The 20,594-nt window shown below is 55.5% G+C and carries 20 protein-coding genes; 14 read left to right on the top strand and 6 right to left on the bottom strand.

Annotated elements, in window-relative coordinates; translation table 11 throughout:
* The first annotated feature begins 35 nt into the window (after positions 1-35).
* The 3 genes from ACQG19_RS00335 to ACQG19_RS00325 are packed head-to-tail and all read left to right on the top strand — an operon-like array spanning position 36 to position 4,316.
* Positions 36-728 (top strand): fimbrial biogenesis chaperone, encoded by a 693-nt coding sequence (locus tag ACQG19_RS00335; RefSeq protein ID WP_246932282.1) that lies wholly within the window; start codon positions 36-38, stop codon positions 726-728.
* Between the two features lie 15 nt (positions 729-743).
* Entirely contained in the window at positions 744-3,239 is a 2,496-nt protein-coding gene (locus ACQG19_RS00330; protein WP_246932284.1) for a fimbria/pilus outer membrane usher protein, read from the top strand.
* A gap of 12 nt (positions 3,240-3,251) precedes the next feature.
* Positions 3,252-4,316 carry a fimbrial protein gene (locus ACQG19_RS00325; RefSeq protein ID WP_013094835.1) on the top strand — a complete coding sequence of 355 codons (1,065 nt, stop codon included), beginning with the start codon at positions 3,252-3,254 and terminating at the stop codon, positions 4,314-4,316.
* 41 nt (positions 4,317-4,357) lie between these two features.
* On the opposite strand, the gene ACQG19_RS00320 is transcribed toward ACQG19_RS00325, so the two are convergent.
* Positions 4,358-5,023, bottom strand: a complete 666-nt coding sequence (locus tag ACQG19_RS00320) for a LuxR C-terminal-related transcriptional regulator (RefSeq protein ID WP_130626913.1) — start codon at positions 5,021-5,023, stop codon at positions 4,358-4,360.
* Between the two features lie 447 nt (positions 5,024-5,470).
* Here ACQG19_RS00320 and ACQG19_RS00315 point away from each other — a divergent pair, with 447 nt between their 5' ends.
* Positions 5,471-6,082 (top strand): helix-turn-helix transcriptional regulator, encoded by a 612-nt coding sequence (locus tag ACQG19_RS00315; protein WP_080348043.1) that lies wholly within the window; start codon positions 5,471-5,473, stop codon positions 6,080-6,082.
* 69 nt (positions 6,083-6,151) lie between these two features.
* Positions 6,152-6,832, top strand: coding sequence for an EAL domain-containing protein (locus tag ACQG19_RS00310; RefSeq protein ID WP_058650563.1), 681 nt, complete (start codon positions 6,152-6,154; stop codon positions 6,830-6,832).
* A gap of 12 nt (positions 6,833-6,844) precedes the next feature.
* On the opposite strand, the gene nlpA is transcribed toward ACQG19_RS00310, so the two are convergent.
* From nlpA to ACQG19_RS00290, 4 genes are all read right to left on the bottom strand, one after another.
* Positions 6,845-7,645, bottom strand: coding sequence for a lipoprotein NlpA (gene nlpA / locus ACQG19_RS00305; protein WP_130626912.1), 801 nt, complete (start codon positions 7,643-7,645; stop codon positions 6,845-6,847).
* Between the two features lie 140 nt (positions 7,646-7,785).
* Positions 7,786-8,184, bottom strand: a complete 399-nt coding sequence (locus ACQG19_RS00300; protein ID WP_020686448.1) for a type II toxin-antitoxin system VapC family toxin — start codon at positions 8,182-8,184, stop codon at positions 7,786-7,788.
* A 3-nt stretch (positions 8,185-8,187) separates the two neighbouring features.
* The gene (locus ACQG19_RS00295; protein WP_020686447.1) at positions 8,188-8,448 is read right to left on the bottom strand and encodes an antitoxin; all 261 of its coding nucleotides are present in this window, start codon (positions 8,446-8,448) and stop codon (positions 8,188-8,190) included.
* 127 nt (positions 8,449-8,575) lie between these two features.
* A complete protein-coding gene (locus tag ACQG19_RS00290) occupies positions 8,576-8,995 on the bottom strand; it encodes a GNAT family N-acetyltransferase (RefSeq protein WP_246932286.1) in 420 nt (139 codons plus the stop codon).
* A 187-nt stretch (positions 8,996-9,182) separates the two neighbouring features.
* Between ACQG19_RS00290 and ACQG19_RS00285 the strand changes: the two genes are divergently transcribed.
* The 5 genes from ACQG19_RS00285 (at position 9,183) to ACQG19_RS00265 (ending at position 15,912) form a co-directional block, all read left to right on the top strand.
* Positions 9,183-9,752 carry a TetR/AcrR family transcriptional regulator gene (locus tag ACQG19_RS00285; protein ID WP_013094828.1) on the top strand — a complete coding sequence of 190 codons (570 nt, stop codon included), beginning with the start codon at positions 9,183-9,185 and terminating at the stop codon, positions 9,750-9,752.
* 148 nt (positions 9,753-9,900) lie between these two features.
* Positions 9,901-11,022, top strand: a complete 1,122-nt coding sequence (locus ACQG19_RS00280; RefSeq protein ID WP_246932305.1) for an efflux RND transporter periplasmic adaptor subunit — start codon at positions 9,901-9,903, stop codon at positions 11,020-11,022.
* A complete protein-coding gene (locus ACQG19_RS00275) occupies positions 11,022-14,132 on the top strand; it encodes an efflux RND transporter permease subunit (RefSeq protein ID WP_029881863.1) in 3,111 nt (1,036 codons plus the stop codon). The genes ACQG19_RS00280 and ACQG19_RS00275 overlap by 1 nt, the downstream gene beginning before the upstream one ends.
* The gene (locus tag ACQG19_RS00270; RefSeq protein WP_038418274.1) at positions 14,132-15,496 is read left to right on the top strand and encodes an efflux transporter outer membrane subunit; all 1,365 of its coding nucleotides are present in this window, start codon (positions 14,132-14,134) and stop codon (positions 15,494-15,496) included. Before ACQG19_RS00275 ends, ACQG19_RS00270 begins: the two co-directional genes overlap by 1 nt.
* Before the next feature lie 119 nt (positions 15,497-15,615).
* A complete protein-coding gene (locus ACQG19_RS00265; protein ID WP_013094824.1) occupies positions 15,616-15,912 on the top strand; it encodes a YicS family protein in 297 nt (98 codons plus the stop codon).
* A 61-nt stretch (positions 15,913-15,973) separates the two neighbouring features.
* On the opposite strand, the gene ACQG19_RS00260 is transcribed toward ACQG19_RS00265, so the two are convergent.
* Complete coding sequence (locus ACQG19_RS00260) at positions 15,974-16,924, bottom strand: LacI family DNA-binding transcriptional regulator (RefSeq protein WP_013094823.1); 951 nt, start codon at positions 16,922-16,924, stop codon at positions 15,974-15,976.
* Between the two features lie 293 nt (positions 16,925-17,217).
* Between ACQG19_RS00260 and ACQG19_RS00255 the strand changes: the two genes are divergently transcribed.
* Genes ACQG19_RS00255 through ACQG19_RS00240 form a run of 4 tightly spaced genes read left to right on the top strand, consistent with a single transcriptional unit; the run spans position 17,218 to position 20,574 of the window.
* Positions 17,218-17,532 carry a PTS sugar transporter subunit IIB gene (locus tag ACQG19_RS00255; protein ID WP_013094822.1) on the top strand — a complete coding sequence of 105 codons (315 nt, stop codon included), beginning with the start codon at positions 17,218-17,220 and terminating at the stop codon, positions 17,530-17,532.
* 11 nt (positions 17,533-17,543) lie between these two features.
* Positions 17,544-18,869 (top strand): PTS cellobiose transporter subunit IIC, encoded by a 1,326-nt coding sequence (locus ACQG19_RS00250; protein WP_013094821.1) that lies wholly within the window; start codon positions 17,544-17,546, stop codon positions 18,867-18,869.
* 17 nt (positions 18,870-18,886) lie between these two features.
* Positions 18,887-20,260 carry a glycoside hydrolase family 1 protein gene (locus ACQG19_RS00245; protein ID WP_013094820.1) on the top strand — a complete coding sequence of 458 codons (1,374 nt, stop codon included), beginning with the start codon at positions 18,887-18,889 and terminating at the stop codon, positions 20,258-20,260.
* Between the two features lie 11 nt (positions 20,261-20,271).
* Positions 20,272-20,574: a PTS lactose/cellobiose transporter subunit IIA gene (locus tag ACQG19_RS00240; RefSeq protein WP_008500136.1), complete on the top strand. Its 303-nt coding sequence runs from the start codon at positions 20,272-20,274 to the stop codon at positions 20,572-20,574.
* The last annotated feature ends 20 nt before the right edge of the window (positions 20,575-20,594 follow it).

Genomic DNA, 20,594 nt, shown 5'->3' with positions numbered 1-20,594 from the left:
TCGTCCCGGCGAAGCCTGTATTTAAGGTTACCAATATGCGTAAGATTATTATGCTGGCATCTCTGCTGCTCAGCGCGGGCAACGCATGGGCCAATATTGTGATTAATGGCACGCGTGTTCTTTATCCTGAGAAAAACAAAGAGGTCATTGTTCAGTTAATCAATACGGGTGATGCCCCTGCGCTGGTGCAATCCTGGATTGATGACGGCGATATTAACTCCACCCCGGAAACGGCAAACGTTCCTTTTTTGTTATCGCCACCGGTGGTGAAGGTCAGCGAACATAATGGTCAGCAATTGCGGATAAAAAAGTTGCCAGCGAATTTACCGGGCGATCGCGAATCGGTCTTTTTCCTGAACGTGCTCGACATTCCGCCAAAGCCGGAAAATATACAAAACCAGAATACCGTTCAGCTGGCGATTAAATCACGCATCAAAATGTTTTATCGCCCGGCCTCGTTAACCGGCACGCTGGATAACGCAACGGGGAAACTGACGCTAATTGCCAGCGGTAAACAGTTCCGCATCGTTAATGACAGCCCTTTCCATATTACGGTTGCCAATATTTCCGAGGGCAAAACCAAATTACTGCAGGAATCACCGATGGTCGCGCCCTTTGGTCAACTCACCGTCGCAACAAAAAACGCGGTGAAACGCGGCCAAACCTACCAGCTGATGTATGTGGACGATTTGGGTGCGTATAAAACCCGCACGCTCACCAGCCAGTGATCGGAAAGACTCACCATGAAAATGAAACAAAACAGGCTCTGCATGCTGGCTGTCTGCTCGCTTCTGCTTTCGCATAAATCAGGTGCGGTAACGTTTGATACCTCCCTGCTTGCTGGCGCATCCGGTGAGTCCGATCTGTCACGCTTTTACGAAAACAACGCCATGCCAGCCGGTCCCCAGGAGATGGATATTTACGTCAACGGAGACTGGAAGGGGCGCTATACGGTGACCTACGGCGAGCAACAGGATGACGTTCGCCTTGCCTGGAAAGACGCGCTTATGCTGGGGATCAACACCAAAGCGATTCCGGCCCCCGCCATTACTGACGGCCAGGTGCAGCTGCACGATCTGGTTCAGGGCGGCGAGGTAAAAACGGACACCAGCACGCTGAGTCTGGCACTCACCGTGCCACAGGCGGCCGTCTTACGTACCGAAGAGGGCTATGTTGCCCCTCAGTTCTGGGACGAAGGGATCCCGGCGCTGATGCTCTCCTGGAACACCACCTGGTACAACACGCGAACGAAAGGTTCCGCCAAAGAGACCAACGATGATTTTTACGCCGGGCTGGATTCCGGTGCCAACCTGCTCGGCTGGCAGTTTCGCGACAGCAGTACCTGGCGCAAATCCGCCAGCGGTGACAGCAGCTGGCAGAATAACACCCGCTACCTGCGCCGCCCGCTGGCGGCGCTGAAATCCAACCTGACGCTGGGCGACTTTTATATTCCCGGCGATCTGTTTGATTCCCTTCGTGTGCGCGGCGTGTCGCTGGCCTCCGATATGAAAATGCGCCCTAACTCGCAGCAGGGCTTTTCACCGGTGGTACACGGCGTGGCGCGCACTAACGCCCTGGTGAAGGTAATGCAGAACGGTAACGTCATCTATCAGGAAAACGTTCCGCCGGGCCAGTTCACCCTCGACAGCATTCAGCCGACCGGTTCAGCGGGCGACCTGCTGGTGGTCGTGCGCGAAGCGGACGGTTCCCAGCAATCATTCACGGTGCCTTTCTCTGCCGTGCCCGGCATGCTCAAAGAGGGTGTGAGCGAGTACAGCGTGGTGGCGGGAAAGGTTCATCAAAACACCCTTGAGGCGGACCCGGCGTTCCTGCAGGCCACGCTGCGCTATGGCTTTAATAACCTGATGACCGGCTATACGGGCACGATCGTGAGCGATAATTATCAGGCGGGGCTTATCGGCACCGGCTGGAATTTGCCCTTTGGCGCGGTATCCGTGGATGTCACCCACGCCAAAACCACGCTGCAGGACAGAACCGACAGCGGCCAAAGCTTTCGCGTGTCGTACAGTAAATTTATCGATACCACAGCCACCAACTTCACGCTGGCGGCCTACCGCTACTCCACGAAAGGGTATTACAGCTTTAGCGACGCACTTTACTCCCGGGAAGGGTATCAACGCCTGAAAGCACAGTATGACGAGTATGAAGATCGCTTCGGGGTCGCCCCGGAGATGACGATGAGCACCTGGGATGCACTGCGCGCCGCACAGCCTAAAAACACCTTCACGCTTAACCTGAACCAGCGTCTGCCCGATAACTGGGGCACGGTGTTTATCTCGGGTACACAGCGCGACTACTGGAATTCCCGCCAAACCTCGCGCGAATATCAGGCCGGCTACTCCAACGCCCTCGGCCGGGCCAGCTATACCGTCTCCGCCAGCCGGGTGCGCAACAGCGAGCGTGAAGAAGAGACGCGTTTTTACCTCTCCCTCAGCCTGCCGTTCTCGCTGTTTGATAACAACGCGTGGGTCACCTCCAGCCTGACGGCCAGCGACTCGCATTATGAACAGAGCAATATCAGCATGAGCGGCAACGCGCTGGCGTCGAACCGCCTGAGCTATACGCTCTCCGGCAGCAATGCGCGGGGCGGGAACAACACCGCCAGCGTGAACACCGCATACCGGGCAAACTTCGCGACGCTTGGCGGCTCCTACAGTGAATCCTCCGACTACCGCCAGATGGGGCTGAACGGGCGCGGCAGCCTGGTGGCCGTGCCGTGGCATCTGCTTGCCTCCAACGAAACCGGTTCCACCATGACCATTGTCGATGCGCCGCAGGCGGAAGGGCTGATGGTTAACGGCGACGAAAGTATCGTGACCAACCGTGATGGCGTGGCGCTGGTGCCTTACGCCACGCCGTACCGTAAAAATGCCATCACCCTGTCCGAAACGGCGAACAGCCGCGGGGCAGAAGTGCTGGGCAACATCGCTAACGTCGCCCCTTACGATGGCGCGGTGAACTATATCCGCTTCGATACCGACCAGCGCCAGTCCTGGATGCTGCGCGCCACCCGCCCGGACGGGGCACCGTTGCCGTTTGGTACCGAAGTGCTGAACGAGCGCGGCGAGTCGGTGGGTTATGTCGGCCAGGCCAGCGTGCTCTACATTCGCGCGGAACAACCACCACGTGAGCTTAGCGTTCATTTGCGTGGCGGAAATTGCACTATCGCCGCACCGGCGTGGGGACTGGAAAGCCCGTCCTCTGTTTGCCATTACTAACGGAACATCAACATGATACGGTTACTGACCTTTCTGTTTCTCGCCTGCGTCAGCGGGGCAAGCTATGCCACCTGTTCCGGGGGCAGTATTTCCTATGGCCCGCCGATCAGCGTCGATCTGTCGGATAAGCTGACGCCCGCCACGCCGACCTGGACCGGGAGCTTCAGCACCCAGTACAGCGGCTCGTTTAACTGCTCAACCGGCAACAGCGAGTTTTCTTACACGCCGATCCTCTCGACCGACAGTAAGTACGCCACCATTCTGGGCTTCAGCAATGACAAATACAGGGTGCGGGCGGAGATCACCAGCACGCATCCCAACAAGACGCTGAGCGCGAGCGGTAACCATACGGCTTCAGAACTGAATACGCCGTTTACCGTGCGCTTTACGCTGGTTGATCAGAGTGGCACGACCCTCTCGGGGGACACGGCGACCATGAGCGATGTCTTGTTCGTCAGCGATATGAGCGGCATGTCGTTCTGGGAGATCATTACCTGGCCGATCAATCAGCTGGTGAAAATCGTGCAGTGGCTGTTTAACGGCTTTAAGTGGCCATACGATAACCGGGATATGTTTGGCCAGCCGATGACCATCAAATATGCACCGAAGCTGACCACCTGCTCTTTCGACAACGCGGGGCTGACGGTTCATTTACCTACGCTGGGTATCCCACAGTTGAGCGCCTCTGCCCAGCCAGGGCTGACGCCCTTTACGCTCAATATGAGCTGTCAGAATCTGGGGACAAACGGGACGTCTGACCGGGCGATTGAGATGTTCCTCTCCAGCACGCAACTGCTGTCGACCGACAGTTCCGTACTGGTCGATACCAGCAGCGGTGCCGCACAGGGCGTGGGGCTGCGGCTGATTCAGCGGAATAACCCGCAACAGCCGGTCATCTTCTCGACCTCTACCACCAGCCGCGGAAATGCCACGCTGCTGTTCAACGTGGCGGCGGGCGGGGCACTGAGCAAGACGTTCACCCTGCCCATGGCGGCGTCCTATTATGTCTGGGCACCGGCGAAGGTCAGTCAGGGCAAACTCAATACGACGGCGACGCTGAATATTATCTACCCCTGATGCGCATCTGCCGGGACGCTGTCGTTCCGGCGAATCGACGCTTAACTCCCGATCCGGCCCGCCATCTGCAGGTATTTGATGAGTTCGCTGTGGTTGGTGAGGTTGAGTTTTTTCATCGCATTGTGCTTTTGGGTGGCGATGGTACTGGCCGAGCGGCTTCGCAGCTGGGCAATTTCGGTCACGGTGTAGCCTTCCACCAGAAGATGCAGCACCTCCCACTCCCGGGCGGAAAGCACCGAACGCGAGCGCGCGCCAGCGCGCATCATTCCCTTCAGATACGATGAGACACGCGGCCTGGCCTCTTCTGCTCTGAGCAGCGCCTGTAATTCTCTTTTCAGCTCGCCGGGCTCGTCCTGCAGGGAAAGGGTCAGCTCGTATTTCATCTCCAGCACCCTTTTTAATAATCCGTACTGTAATTCAGGCACAAAAAGTACACGCTTAACGTGGTGCGTATGACATAACATATTGAGCCGGTTACTGGTCTGTACGCTCCACGATTTATGGTTAAACAGATAACTGAACTCGGCCATAACAATATCGACCTGACCGTCGCTAATGGCATCAAAGAGCTGTTCTGTTGATTCCACCATTGATATTTGCAGAGAATATTCAGGCAGTAATTTACGCAGCGCATCGCTTATCATCTCCTGCAGAATATTGACCCGATAAAACACAATAATCCTGAGAGTGAATTCAGAAAAAATCATATTATTTCATTATTAACACGATAAAAGGAGACTGATAGTAGTGTAATAAGCCCATGCTCACAACTTATTCCCACCAGGATTTTAACGCCCGGGAGGCTAAAATTCCTGGCGAAGCAACACAAGTGGCGAACCAACACCCAAAACGTGCTAAAACCCCGCCTAAAAACCCCATAAAAAGAGCGTGTTATCCATATCAAACCTTAACAAACGCCATTTCTCAGGATAAAAATCTATCTCTAATATTATAAGAAGATTAAAAATATTAGATCTCACCTTAAAATATTTTTTGAATTTTATCTTTCGATAATAAAAGGGATTGGCTTTACGCAATACATTCTCCTGGCATACATTTTATGCCATGTCTCGCGACAAAGGCATGGGTGACCGCACGATTCAAATAACTGTTTCTCTTACACGGACCGGGTGCCCAACTAAAGGAGAATGACCATGAAAGAAACAATACATGTGGCCGTTATTGATAGTTGTGAGTTCACAATGATTGGCCTGCAATATCTTGGCAACCGTGAACCTGACGCGCATCGGGATGTTATTTTCCATGGGTTCAGCAATATTGAAGATTTTCTCCTCAGCGAACAAACTTGGGACATCGTCATTTATGATCCACTGAATATCGGCAGTTTTATGATTACGCCCAATGAAGATATTCTGCGCATTAAAGAAAAACAGCCAGCGGCGAGGATCTATATCTATTCGTTATCCGTCGGTTTTCTGAAATTTAAGCATGTGGATGGGGTCATCAATAAGCGCGTGTCGCTGGGGGATATCAAGGCGATGTGGCAAATCCTGATGAGCCAGACGCCAAAAGCGTTAAACCATTACAACGTGAGCATTACGACGCGGCAGCGCCCTGCAAGGCTCTCCAACGAGGAAGCGAGCGTGCTGCGAGGTTACTCATGTAACCTGAAAACCAAGCAAATTGCCCGTCAGCTCGGCTGCAACGTCAGGCTGGTTTATTTCTACAAAAACAATGCCATGAATAAGCTGAAGGCCGTGCGGGGCCCCTCGTTCTATCAGAGCATTCGCTGGATCCTGAATTAACTTCCCGACCGTGTGTCGTTTGCCTTTGTTCCCGTGTCCGCGGGAACCTTTTTTTCTGCAGGTCTTGTCATGTACACCGTGCTTCCCTCTCCCCTGCTGCATGCCATCACCGGATTGCGGTTTCAGCCTTTAGTCGATTTGCATTCCGGCCAGGCGGTGGCGCATGAGGTTCTGGTGGAGATCCACAACGTGAATCTTGACGCACTCTTCGCTTCACTGCCCACCCGCAGCGCGCTGCAAATTTTTTTCTGGCAGGCCAATACGCTGCTGCAGATGCCGGACAAAGGCCAGTACTGGCTTAATCTCCCGGCAGACCAGCTGCTTGATGCTAAAGCCATCGACCTGTTGCTTGCGCTACGTCACCAGCAGCGCTTAACGATAGAAATTCAGGATCCGTTAACCGTGACCCGCATGAGTGCCGCAGAGCAACGCGGCATCCATCACGCCCTACTTCAGCTTAAGGCGGCGGGCTGGAAAATCTGGCTGGATGATCTGACTCAGGAACTGGCAGACGACTATGCGCGTCTTGCTCTGCCGGTAGATGGCATCAAGCTGGACCGCTCAGAGCTGAGCTCTCCCGCCCGCTTTGACGCACTGGTTCACTTCGTCAGAGAGAAGATTGCCCGGGCTGTTGTCGTCGAAGGCATTGAAACCGCGCAGGACTTACAGCGAGCCTGCGTCTCAGGAGCACGGTTTGGCCAGGGTTTCCTCTGGCCGGAAAGCCGGATAGATGCCAGCGTGACGGTGTAAATCCCGCGGGCATTACCAGCCCGGCACCGCTCCGCCGTTAAAAATGGTCTCCGCCGCCTTCACCACCTCCGGTGACTGATAGGACTGGATAAATTCCTTTACGTTCTCTGCGTCTTTATTGTCTTCGCGCGTCACCACGATGTTCACGTACGGCGAGTTTTTATCTTCAATAAAGACGCTGTCATGCACCGGGGAAAGCCCGGTTTGCTGGATATAGGTGGTGCTGATGATGGCAACATCCACTTTCGGGTCATCCAGCACGCGCGGCAGTTGCGCCCCTTCCAGCTCCATAATGTTCAGTTTTTTCGGGTTAGCGGTGATATCCAGCGCGGTTGGCAGCAGGCCCACGTCCGGTTTCAGGGTAATCAGTTTCTCTTTTTGCAGCAGGAGCAGCGCGCGACCGAGGTTGGTGGGGTCATTAGGGATGGCAATGGTCGCCCCGTCTTTCAGGTCAGACACGGATTTGATTTTGCGGGAATAACCGGCCATCGGGAAGACGAAGGTATTCGCTACGGCAACCAGTTTGTAGTTATGCGCCTTGTTATCTTCTGCAAGGAACGGACGATGCTGGAAGACGTTAGCATCCAGTTCTCCCTGGTTGGTGGCATCGTTGGGCAGCAGCGAACCGCTAAACCCGACCAGCTCCACATCCAGACCGTATTTCTCTTTTGCCACTTTTTTGGCGACTTCAGCCACATCCTGCTCCGCGCCGTTGATTACGCCGACTTTAATGTGTTTGGCATCGCTGCCACTTTGATCGCATCCTGCCAGCAGCAGACCCGCGAGAACCAGAGCACCCAATCGAAGTTTCACAAGACCTATCCTTTTGATGAACGTTTCAGTGACTATATCGACAACGAGGCGGTGAAATAAAAACCGAAAAGGAATCAATAAGAAGGATAGGTTATATGCGGTCTATTGCCGGGTGACGCTGCGCCACCAGGCATCGGCGATCACGACGCTGTTGTCCAGTCCTCAACGGCAAGCGCCTGCACCATTCTGAATGCATGATCGTTGGTCACTATTGTTGTACCCCGACTAAGAGCATGCGCAGCGATCAGTTGATCGAGATCGCCCATCACTCTCCCTCTCTTCTCCATTTCTGCGCGGAGTTCACCGTACGTTGCTGCGGCTTCACTGTCCCAGTCGCAAATAGTGATGGTTTTAAGGAACTCAAGTATTGTTTTTTGTAATCTGTCACTTTGCTTTTTGGCTATTCCATAAAGCAGTTCAGCCTCCGTCACGCTTGAAATACACATTTTTTCTATTGGGGTGCGAGAATAGTGCTTTATCACCCCGGGATGTTGCCTGACGAGGTGGCTTACTATGTTTGTATCCAACATATGCAGCATTTTCTAGAACCCTTCAAATGGATCTCTTGTTGTATAGCTCTGATTGCGTTCCTCTTTACTCAGGAAAGAATCAGGAACATCAGTCTGCTTCAATAAACGTAAAAAATTATCTCTGTGACGCTCCTTTTCCGATCTCGCAGTCAAGATGACATTCCCTTCCTCATCTCGTCGGATGTAAACACTCTCCGTATCAAACATGAAGTCAGCAGGCAACATCACTGCCTGACGTCGCCCCTTTTTGAAGAGTTTTGCTGTACGTTTCATTGCTATCTCCCTGGTTGAATGACCAGTCCGAAGCATGTGCCATCGCCCTCAAGGGAGGCAAGCGAGACGCGTCAATTTCAGAAAGCGACTCGCAATAAATAGCGGAATGACTAATGCAGAACCGGGCCTAAAGCGCTTTCGTCAGATAATGACGCTGCATGCCTGGGTACGGATAATTCTGCAAAGACATCTGCAGCTGGTACCCCTGTTTTTCATAAAACGGACGCGCCTGGAAGCTGACCGTGTCGACCAGGGCATGTGTACAGCCTTTACGTCTGGCTTCTTCTTCCGCCGTTTTGATAAGCTGGCTGCCCACGCCTGTTCCCCGTACGGTATCGCTCACCCAAAGATAATCAATATTCAGCCATTCACCTTTTCGTACGCCGATTAATCCACCCAGCATGACGCCCTTTTCGTCTCGCATGTAAACGCCAATATCACCACTAAAGTTCGTCATATCTAAAAACTGGGCGTTGTAAGCTCTTAATCCCACAAATAACTCTTCTTTTTCTGCGGGTGTGACTTTTTCTGTTATGCTCAGGTGCATATTTTTCTCCTTATTTTCCACGCAATCTGAATATCTCACAGGTTAACCTTCATAAAAACTCCTTATTTCCTCCATTTTTTAAATCCTGAAATATTCATTCAATATGTAAATAAAAAAAGCCTTTCCAATACGCACCCAAAACGTATAATGAGAACGATCATTCTCACTTTTTACCCGGTAATCGACGATGAGCACAAAACTGGAAGAACGGCAGAAACAACGTCAGGACGAGATCATCACCGCCGCGCGCCGCTGCTTTCGCGCCAGTGGATTTCATGCGGCCAGTATGTCGCAAATCGCCAGCGAGGCGAAACTCAGCGTCGGGCAAATTTACCGTTATTTCAGTAACAAAGACGCGATTATTGAAGAGATGATCCGCCGTATTATCGATTCCCGTATCGAGGGAATGCAGGACAAAACGGTGGTGGAAGGCATGCCGCAGGCGCTCGCCTGGCGTCAGACGATTAACGAAGACGACGATGCGCTGATGCTCGAAATGTCCGCCGAGGCGACGCGTAATCCGCAGGTGGCCGCCATGTTAACCGCAGCCGAGGCCCGTATGTTTAGCAACGCCTGTGCGCACCTGAAAAAGCAGTTTCCTCATTTAAGTGATGAACATATTCGCTGCTGCGTGGAGATTACCGCCGTGATGATCGAAGGCACAATTTACCGTCGGCTTACGCCTTTAAACGTGCCGTCAGAACAATTAGAGCCGATTTATCAGAATATTTTAAATATGCTTTTCACTGCGAAGTAATCGCATGTGAATAATTAACGGGAACAGGTAATTTCCCGGTTTACCATTTCTGGTTCTGCCAGAGATACGGTATCGCTGTGCCTTTAAAACGCCCTCCTCCTTGTTAAGCCATTAACAGGGCGGGCATCGTTCACCCTGGAAAAAGATGATGAAAAAGATAACAACCTCCATCGCCGCATTACTCCTCCTGACAGGGTGTGATAATGCGCAAACATCTGCTCCCCAACGTCCTCTTCCGGAAGTGGGGATTGTCACACTCATGAGCCAGCCGGTGTCCGTCGTCAGTGAACTGACCGGGCGTACCACCGCCGCAATGAGCGCCGAAGTTCGCCCACAGGTGGGCGGCATTATTCAGAAGCGGCTGTTCAACGAAGGCGATACCGTGAAAGCCGGACAAGCGCTGTATCAGATCGATCCCTCCAGCTACCGCGCCGCGTTTGATGAAGCCGCCGCGGCGCTGAAACAGGCGCAAGCGCTGGTGCAGGCCGACTGCCAGAAAGCCCGGCGCTATGCGCAGCTGGTGAAAGACGACGGCGTGTCGCGCCAGGACGCGGAAGACGCGAAATCCACCTGCGCGCAGGACAAGGCCAGCGTCGAGTCAAAGAAAGCCTCGCAGGAGAGCGCGCGCATTAACCTCAACTGGACTACCGTCACCGCGCCGATTGCCGGACGCATCGGCATCTCCTCCGTCACGCCCGGCGCGCTGGTGACCGCTCAGCAGGACACCGCGCTGGCCACCATTCGCGGGCTGGACACCATGTATGTCGATTTAACGCGTTCGAGTGCCGATCTGCTGCGATTACGCAAACAAACCCTCGCCTCGAACAGCGATACGCTCAGCGTCACGTTGCAGCTAGAAGACGGCAGCACCTACAGCGAAAAGGGTCGTCTGGCGCTGACCGAAGTGGCGGTGGATGAATCGACCGGCTCGGTCACCCTGCGCGCCGTCTTCCCGAACCCACAGCATCAGCTTTTGCCGGGGATGTTTGTCCGCGCCAGAGTGGACGAGGGCATCATGGATGACGCGATCCTGGCTCCTCAGCAGGGCATTACCCGCGATGCCAAAGGCAAAGCCACTGCGCTGGTGGTGAACGCCAGCAATAAGGTGGAGCAACGCCAGCTGGAAACGGGTGACACCTACGGCGATAAATGGCTGGTGCTGAGCGGTCTGAAGGCGGGTGACAGGCTGATTGTGGAAGGCACCGACAAAGTCACCGCCGGCCAACAGGTGAAGGCCGAAGAGATGAAATCCAGCGGAGGAAATGCCTGATGTTTTCCCGTTTCTTCGTGCGTCGCCCGGTCTTTGCCTGGGTGATCGCCATTCTTATTATGCTCGCCGGGATACTGGCGATCCGCACGCTGCCGGTTGCGCAGTACCCGGACGTCGCCCCGCCGTCGATCAAGATCTCCGCCACCTACACCGGTGCCTCCGCGCAGACGCTGGAAAACAGCGTGACGCAGGTGATCGAGCAGCAGCTCACCGGGCTGGATAACCTGCTCTACTTCACCTCCACCAGCAGTTCGGACGGCTCGGTGAGCATTACCGTCACCTTTGAACAGGGGACCGACCCGGACACCGCGCAGGTCCAGGTGCAGAACAAAGTCCAGCAGGCGGAATCACGCCTGCCGACTGAAGTACAGCAGTCCGGGATCACCGTCGAGAAATCGCAGAGCAACTTCCTGCTGATCATGGGGGTGTACGACAAAACCGACACCGCCAGCAGCTCGGATATCGCCGACTGGCTGGTCAGTAATATGCAGGATCCGCTGGCGCGTGTGGATGGCGTCGGGAGTCTGCAGGTGTTTGGCGCGGAATACGCGATGCGTATCTGGCTCGACCCGGCGAAGCTGGCGTCCTACTCGCTGATGCCTTCAGATGTACAGAGCGCGATTGAAGCGCAGAACGTGCAGGTTTCCGCCGGTAAAATCGGCGCGCTGCCCTCGTCGAACGCCCAGCAGCTGACCGCCACCGTGCGCGCCCAGTCGCGTCTGCAGACGGTGGATCAGTTTAAAAATATCATCGTCAAGAGCCAGTCTAACGGCGCGGTGGTACACATCAGCGATGTTGCACGCGTGGAGATGGGCAGCGAAGATTACACCTCCACCGCGAAGCTGAACGGCCACCCGGCCGCGGGGATGGCGGTGATGCTTTCACCGGGCGCTAACGCGCTCAATACCGCCACGGCGGTGAAAGAGAAAATCGCCGAGTTCAAAAAGTCGATGCCGGAAGGCTACGACGTGGCCTACCCGAAAGACAGCACCGAGTTCATCAAAATCTCCGTTGAGGATGTCATTCAGACTCTGTTCGAAGCCATTATCCTCGTGGTCGTGGTGATGTACCTGTTCCTGCAAAACATCCGCGCCACGCTGATCCCGGCGCTGGCCGTTCCGGTGGTTCTGCTGGGCACCTTTGGCGTACTGGCGCTGTTCGGCTACTCCATCAACACCCTGACCCTGTTTGCGATGGTGCTGGCGATAGGGCTGCTGGTGGATGATGCCATCGTGGTGGTGGAAAACGTCGAACGTATTATGCGTGACGAAGGGCTACCCGCCCGGGAAGCCACGGAAAAATCGATGGGCGAAATCTCCGGTGCGCTGGTAGCGATTGCGCTGGTGCTCTCTGCGGTGTTCCTGCCGATGGCCTTCTTTGGCGGCTCCACCGGGGTGATTTACCGTCAGTTCTCGGTCACCATTATCTCGGCGATGCTCCTTTCCGTGGTGGTGGCATTAACCCTGACGCCTGCGCTGTGCGGCTCGATTCTGAGCCACACCGCCCCACATAAAAAGGGCTTTTTCGGCGCGTTTAACCGCTTCTACAGCAAGACCGAGCATGGCTATCAGAACAAGGTGCTGCGCGCCCTGCGCCGTTCCGGCGGCATGCTGGTCATCTACGCCCTGCTCTGCGGCGCGATGGGGTTCGCGATGCTGAAACTGCCGGGCAGCTTCCTGCCGACGGAAGACCAGGGCGAAATCATGGTGCAGTACACCCTGCCAGCCGGCGCAACATCGACACGTACCGCCGAAGTCAGCCGCCAGGTGCGCGAATGGTTCCTCACCAAAGAGAAAGCCAACACCAACGTTATCTTCACCATTGAGGGCTTCAGCTTTAGCGGCAGCGGCCAGAACGCCGGGATGGCGTTTGTCTCCCTGAAAAACTGGTCCGAACGTAAGGGGGATGAAAACACCGCTCAGGCCATTGCCCTGCGCGCCACGCAGGAGCTGAGCACCATCCGCGATGCGACCATCTTTGCCATGACGCCACCGGCGGTGGACGGCCTGGGCCAGAGCAACGGCTTTACCTTTGAGCTGATGGCGAGCGGCGGCACCGACCGCGACACGCTGCTCAAGCTGCGTAACCAGCTGATTGGCGAGGCGAATCAGGATGCCTCCCTGCACGCGGTTCGCGCCAACGATCTGCCGCAGATGCCGCAGCTTCAGGTGGATATCGACAACAATAAAGCCGTGTCGCTGGGGCTCTCCCTGAGCGACGTCACCGACACCCTCTCCAGCGCATGGGGCGGCACCTATGTGAACGACTTTATCGATCGCGGCCGCGTGAAGAAGGTCTATATCCAGGGCGACAGCGACTATCGCGCCGTGCCGTCCGATCTCAACAAATGGTATGTACGCGGTAGCGACAGCACCATGACCCCGTTCTCCGCCTTTGCCACCACCCGCTGGGAGTATGGCCCGGAAAGCCTGGTGCGCTACAACGGCTCGGCGGCGTATGAAATTCAGGGCGAGAACGCCAGTGGCGCCAGTTCCGGTACGGCGATGAGCAAAATGGAGCAGCTGGCGAATAATTTGCCGTCCGGCAGCACCTGGGCGTGGAGCGGGTTGTCCTTACAGGAAAAACTGGCGAGCGGCCAGGCCATGAGCCTGTATGCCCTCTCGATCCTGGTGGTGTTCCTGTGTCTGGCGGCGCTGTACGAGAGCTGGTCGGTACCGATTTCCGTCATCCTGGTGATCCCGCTTGGGGTGCTGGGCGCGGCGATTGCCGCCTCCCTGCGCGGCCTGAACAATGATGTCTACTTCCAGGTGGCACTGCTGACCACCATCGGCCTGTCGTCGAAGAACGCCATTCTGATTGTTGAATTTGCCGAGGCGAAAGTCGCCGAAGGCTACTCCCTGACACGTGCGGCGCTGCGTGCTGCCCAGACGCGTCTGCGCCCCATCATCATGACCTCGCTGGCGTTTATTGCAGGCGTGACGCCGCTGGCGATTGCCACCGGTGCAGGGGCCAACAGCCGGGTGGCGATCGGTACCGGCATTATTGGTGGGACGCTGGCCGCCACGCTGCTGGCGATCTTCTTCGTTCCGTTATTCTTTGTACTGGTGAAACGTCTGTTCTCCGGTAAACACAGCAACCGGAGGTCATAATGTTTCGTTTATCTGTTTTCGTGTTAGCGCTGATGAGCGCGGGCTGCGTCTCTTTAGATCCCACGTATCAGCGCCCGGCTGCGCCCGTCCCGGCGACGTTGCCGGGTGCGCACGGCGAAGCCACCGCCGTGGTGAGCCAGTGGCAACAGGTGATGAACGATGCGCGCCTGAAAGGCGTAGTGACGATGGCGCTCAACAGCAACCGCGACCTGCAAAAAGCGATTGCCGATATTGACGCCGCGCGCGCCCAGTACGGCGAAACGCGATCGTCCCTGTTCCCGACGGTGGACGCGGAGCTGAGCCACACCCGCAGCCGCACGCTGGCAAGCGGTGTCGCGACCAGCGATGAGGCCAACGGCACGGTCTCCAGCTTCGAGCTGGATCTGTTTGGCCGCAACCAGAGCCTGTCGCGCGCAGCACGTGAAACCTGGCTTGCCAGTGAATTTACCGCGCAGAACACGCGCCTGACGATGGTCAGCGAACTGACCACCGCCTGGGTGACCCTGGCGGCCGATAACAGCAACCTGGCGCTGGCAAAATCGACGATGGAGAGCGCCGCCAGCTCGCTCAGGATAGTGAAGCGTCAGCAGCAGGTCGGCGTGGCGGCAGCAACGGACGTTAGCGAGGCGATGGCGGTTTACCAGCAGGCGCGAGCCAGCGTGGCGAGCTATCAAACGCAGGTAATGCAGGACAAAAACGCCCTTAATCTGCTGGCGGGTGACACGGTGCCGGACACTCTGCTGCCGGGTACGCTGGAGAGCCTGAGCGATAACGCCATCACGCTGATCCCGGCGGGTGTCAGTTCCAGCGCGCTGCTGCGTCGCCCGGATATTAAGGAGGCGGAGCACAACCTGCTGAGCGCCAACGCCAATATCGGTGCCGCGCGCGCCAACTTCTTCCCGACCATTTCACTGACCGCCAGTGCGGGCGTCGGCAGCGATTCGCTTTCGTCCCTGTTCAGCCACGGGATGAAGGTGTGGTCATTCGCACCGTCCATCACCCTGCCGCTGTTCAGCGGCGGCAACAATCTGGCCCAGCTGCGCTACGCGGAAGCGGAGAAGAAGGGATTGATCGCCACCTACGAGAAAACCATCCAGAGCGCGTTTAAAGACGTGGCCGATGCGCTGGCACGCCGTGAAACGCTCAGCGAGCAGCTTGATGCCCAGCGTGAATACGTTGCGGCCGAGCAAAAAACGCTGGATGTGGCGACCCGCAGCTATCAGGCGGGTGCCGGGGATTATCTGACGGTACTGACCGCGCAGCGGTCGCTGTGGTCGGCGCAGGAATCACTGATATCGCTGCAGCAAACCGACCTGGAAAACCGCATCACGCTGTGGCAGTCGCTGGGGGGTGGGATTGAGTAACGCTTGCGGGGCAATCCGGATATGCGGTGAAGAGAAAATTCATACTTTCGGCTGGCGTCGCTACACTGAATGTAACGATATATTTCTGGGGAAGCATGTGTCTCTTAATGGAGGTTTCGATGAAATCTGCACACCTGGTTTGTCTGCTGGTCTGCCTGCTGTTCGCCGCGTTTGCCCATGCTCAGGAAAAGGACGACCCGGCGCGGGAGGCTCAAATCAAGCAGCAGGTACTCAAAGATGTGAAAAAAGCCTGCACGCCCCAGAAAAAACAGAGCGATAAAGCCTGGCAGGCCATGATTTTATCGTCCGAGGCCAACCAGTTGCTGATTAAAAACGCCATCACGGCCGTGAAGCGTGACAACCTGGAGGCCTACTGGGACGCGGTGAGTCAGGTGGATTGTATGGAGGATTATTGAGGGCTGGAAACGTGCTTCTCGCCGGGTGGCGGCTGCGCCTTACCCGGCCTGCACAACATTTTTAACGCTTACGCACATCCGGAATGATCAAATCCCCGCGCAGCACGTACGACCCGAGCATCTGTGTTTTTTCCGTCAACCAGCTCACGATGCGCGCCGCCATGGCATCCATGGAATACTCAATGGCCGGGATCACCGGAATGCCTGGCAGATGCAGCGATCCGGCAAGGCTGAAGACCATGATGTCCTCCGGCACCGATTTATTAAACGCCTGCAACTGCGGGATCACCCGCTGCGCTTCCTGCTCGTCCGCAACCAGTAATGCGTTGAAATTCAGCGTGCTGGCGTTATTCAGCAGCTCCTGCAGCGCCACGGACGAGGAGGTCGCATCCATAAACACGAGGTTGCGGTTGAAGGGCAGGAAATTTTTTTCCAGCGCATGTTTGTAGCCCAGCAGCACCTGATCGGCAAAGCCGCTACCGTGCGGATGGATCAGGGCAATCTGGCGGCGTCCCTGGCTGGTAAGGTAGTTACAGGCGGTTTCGGCGGCGAAGGCGTGATCGAACTGGATGCTGTTGGGATTTTCTGAGCCCATACAGTCAACCAGGATGACGTTATCCATGTCGATATCCAGTGGAAAACGCGCGCCAATCACCAGAATGTCATCGCAAAGCCCACAGGAGAGCTCTTCCAGGGCGTGCAGCACGTCCGCTTTGCTATGGGCGAAGCGCAGCAGCAGGTGTTTTTGATGCTGGCTGAGCTGTTTTTCCAGCGCGTACAGATAACCGGTCGTCTGGTTAATATTCTCCTGCGCGCAAATCACCCCGATACACCCCGTCGACTGGCTCAGCAGCGACTGCGCAATCACATTGGGCCGGTAGTTCAGTTCATCTACCGCTTTCAGAACGGCCTGACGGCTGGCTTCCTTTACGCCACGCGACCCACTCAACACTCGCGATACCGTGGCTTTCGACACCCCGGCAAGACGTGATACATCATTGATTGTCGACATCTTTTTCCCCTGACAGGCTTACCTCGCGCCTGCAAATTCCATTACCGCTACGGCTCACATTATAGCCAGTAAGGAGTATATCCGTTTCCGTTTCCCATGGAAACCGATTTTCCGTTTCCACTCAAAATGATGTCAAAACAGCCAAATTCTGTGACGCACATCGGGTTAATTAGCCTCATATATAAGGGATCTTGATGGTTGTCACACTTCTGTCTTTTATAAATGGAAACCGGTTTCCATCTGATATCCAATCATTACCGCAATATCTATTTACATTTTGAGGATGGTTGTCGATGTTCAAGATTATGCTCTGCTGCTCTGCCGGGATGTCCACCAGCCTGCTGGTCAGCAAAATGGTCGATGTGGCGAAAGAACGCGGTTTGGCGGTAAAAATTGATGCGTACGGCGTTTCCGAATTTGATACGCAGTTTCCGCAATATCAGGTGGTGCTTCTCGGACCGCAAGTGAAATACATGTTACAGACACTCTCAGACAAGGCGGCCACAAAAGGCATTCCGGTCCAGCCCATCGATATGATGGACTACGGCATGCAGCGTGGCGATAAAGTACTGGACTATGCTCTGTCGCTCATCGAAGCGGCACACTAAAAGGTGTTCACATGAGTTCGTTATATCAATCCATGGTCGCGGTGATTGAGCAGTCAATTACCCCGCTGGCCGCGAAGCTCGGCCAGCAAAAGTATGTGATTGCCATCCGCGACGGCTTTACCGCCGCGCTGCCGTTTATGATCATCGGCTCGTTTATGCTGGTGTTCATCTTCCCGCCGTTCTCGGCGGATACCACCAACAGCTTTGCCCGCGGCTGGCTGGATTTCTCCCAGACTTATCGCGAACAGCTGATGCTGCCGTTTAACCTCAGCATGGGCGTGATGACCTTCTTCATCTCGGTGGGGATCGGGGCGAGCCTGGGGCGTCAGTTTAATCTCGACCCGGTGATGTCCGGCCTGCTGGCCTTTATGGCCTTCCTGCTGGTCGCCGCGCCGTATGCGGACGGTAAGATCTCCACCCAGTACCTGTCTGGTCAGGGGATTTTCACTGCGCTGATCACCGCCATCTACGCCACCCGCGTCTATGCGTGGCTGAAGCAGAACAACGTGACCATTCGTCTGCCGAAGGAAGTCCCGACCGGCGTGGCGCGTTCGTTTGAGATCCTGATCCCGGTGATGGTGGTGATTGGCACCCTGCATCCGCTGAACCTGTTTATCGAGGCGCAGACAGGCATGATCATCCCACAGGCGATTATGCACCTGCTGGAACCGCTGGTCTCTGCGTCTGACTCGCTGCCCGCCATTCTGCTCTCCGTGCTGCTGTGCCAGATCTTCTGGTTCGCCGGTATCCACGGCTCGCTGATTGTCACCGGCATCATGAACCCGTTCTGGATGGCGAACCTGTCGGCAAACCAGGCGGCTCTGGCGGCCGGTGCGGCACTGCCACACGTTTACCTGCAGGGCTTCTGGGATCACTACCTGCTGATTGGCGGCGTAGGCTCCACACTGCCGCTGGCCTTCCTGCTGCTGCGTAGCCGGGTAACGCACTTACGCACCATCGGCAAAATGGGCGTTGTGCCAAGCTTCTTTAACATCAACGAACCGATCCTGTTCGGCGCCCCCATTATCATGAACCCGATGCTGTTTATCCCGTTCGTGTGTGTTCCGCTGGTGAATGCGTGCCTGGCGTACGCGGCAACCAAACTGGGCTGGCTGGCACAGGTGGTATCGTTAACGCCGTGGACCACGCCCGCACCAATTGGCGCCTCATGGGCTGCCAACTGGGCGCTGAGCCCGGTGGTGATGTGTCTCATCTGTATGGTGATGTCAGCGCTGATGTACCTGCCGTTCCTGCGTGCTTACGAGCGTACGTTGATGAAAAACGAAGAGCAGAAAGCTCAGGCAACCGTCGGTACCGCTGAGACCGCAAGCAATTAAGTCAAAGAGGAAGCGTCATGAAATATACATTCCCCGATAATTTCTGGTGGGGCAGCGCAAGCTCTGCTCTCCAGACCGAAGGGACACGAGAGGGTGAAACCACATGGGATTACTGGTTTGCCCGCGAGCCGAACCGTTTTCACAACGGCGTGGGGCCGCAGCATACCTCCACGTTTTATCAGCACTGGAAAACGGACATTCAGCTGTTAAAGCAGCTGAACCACAACAGCTTTCGCACTTCTATAAGCTGGGCGCGCCTGATCCCCGACGGTATCGGTGAAGTGAATCCAAAGGCGGTCGAATTTTATAACCAGGTCATTGATGAGCTGATCGAGCAGGGCATTACGCCATTTATCACCCTGTTCCATTTCGACATGCCGATGGCGATGCAGGAGATTGGCGGCTGGGAAAACCGGGAGGTGGTGGACGCTTACGCCCGCTATGCGCAGATTTGCTTCGACCTGTTTGGCGACCGCGTGCTGCACTGGTTTACCTTCAACGAGCCGATTGTCCCGGTTGAAGGCGGTTATCTGTACGATTTCCACTACCCCAACGTGGTGGATTTCCGTCGGGCGGCCACCGTGGCGTATCACACCGTGCTGGCCCACGCGAAGGCTGTCCAGGCCTACCGCGCCGGACATTACGCAGGTGAGATCGGCATCGTGCTCAACCTGACGCCGTCCTACCCGCGCTCGCAAAACCCGGCGGACGTGAAGGCGGCGCACATTGCGGATCTGATGTTTAACCGCAGCTTCCTGGACCCGGTTCTGCGCGGCGAATACCCGGCCGATCTGGTGGCGCTGCTGAAATCTTACGACCAGCTGCCCGCCTGTAAACCGGAGGACAGTTTCCTGATCGCGGAAGGGAAAATCGACCTGCTCGGCATTAACTATTACCAGCCGCGTCGCGTGAAGTGTCGCGACAGCGCGGTGAACCCGCAGGCGCCGTTTATGCCGGAGTGGTTCTTTGATAACTACGAGATGCCGGGCCGCAAGATGAACCCGTACCGTGGCTGGGAAATTTACGAGCCGGGTATTTACGATATTCTGGTTAATCTGCGCGACAATTACGGCAACCCACGCTGTTTTATTTCTGAAAACGGAATGGGCGTCGAAAATGAACAGCGTTTTATTGAAAATGGCCAAATCAACGATCAATACCGCATCGATTTTATTTCCGGACATTTAGCCTGGCTGCATAAAGGTATTAGCGAAGGGTGTCACTGTCTTGGTTACCATATGTGGACGTTTATTGATAACTGGTCGTGGTGTAATGCGTATAAAAACCGCTATGGCTTTATTCAGCTCGATTTAACTACGCAACAGCGCACCATTAAAAAGAGCGGAGAGTGGTTTGCTGCCACCTCTTTACATAATAGTTTCGAGAAATAGAGAGAAAGACGATGATTGCCTTAGAAGAAGCCGTGATGGAAATCATCGTCAATGCGGGTCAGTCGCGCAGCCTGTGCTTTGAAGCACTGCACGCTGCGCGGCAGGGCAACATTGACGAAGCCAAAAGTCTGCTGCGCGAAGCCGATGGCTACGCGCGCCAGGCGCACAAGATGCAGACCAAACTCATAGAGCAGGATGCGGGTGAAGCCCGTCAGCCGATGACGTTAATTATGGTGCACGCGCAAGATCATTTAATGAATTCATTACTGGCGCGTGAATTATCCGAAGAAATTATTCATTTATATCAGAGATAATCTATGGCGAAATAACGAGT

Source organism: Enterobacter cloacae complex sp. 277I4 (assembly GCF_050031465.1).
Taxonomy (GTDB): Bacteria; Pseudomonadota; Gammaproteobacteria; order Enterobacterales; family Enterobacteriaceae; genus Enterobacter; species Enterobacter cloacae.
This window is presented reverse-complemented; position numbering and strand designations above follow the sequence as displayed.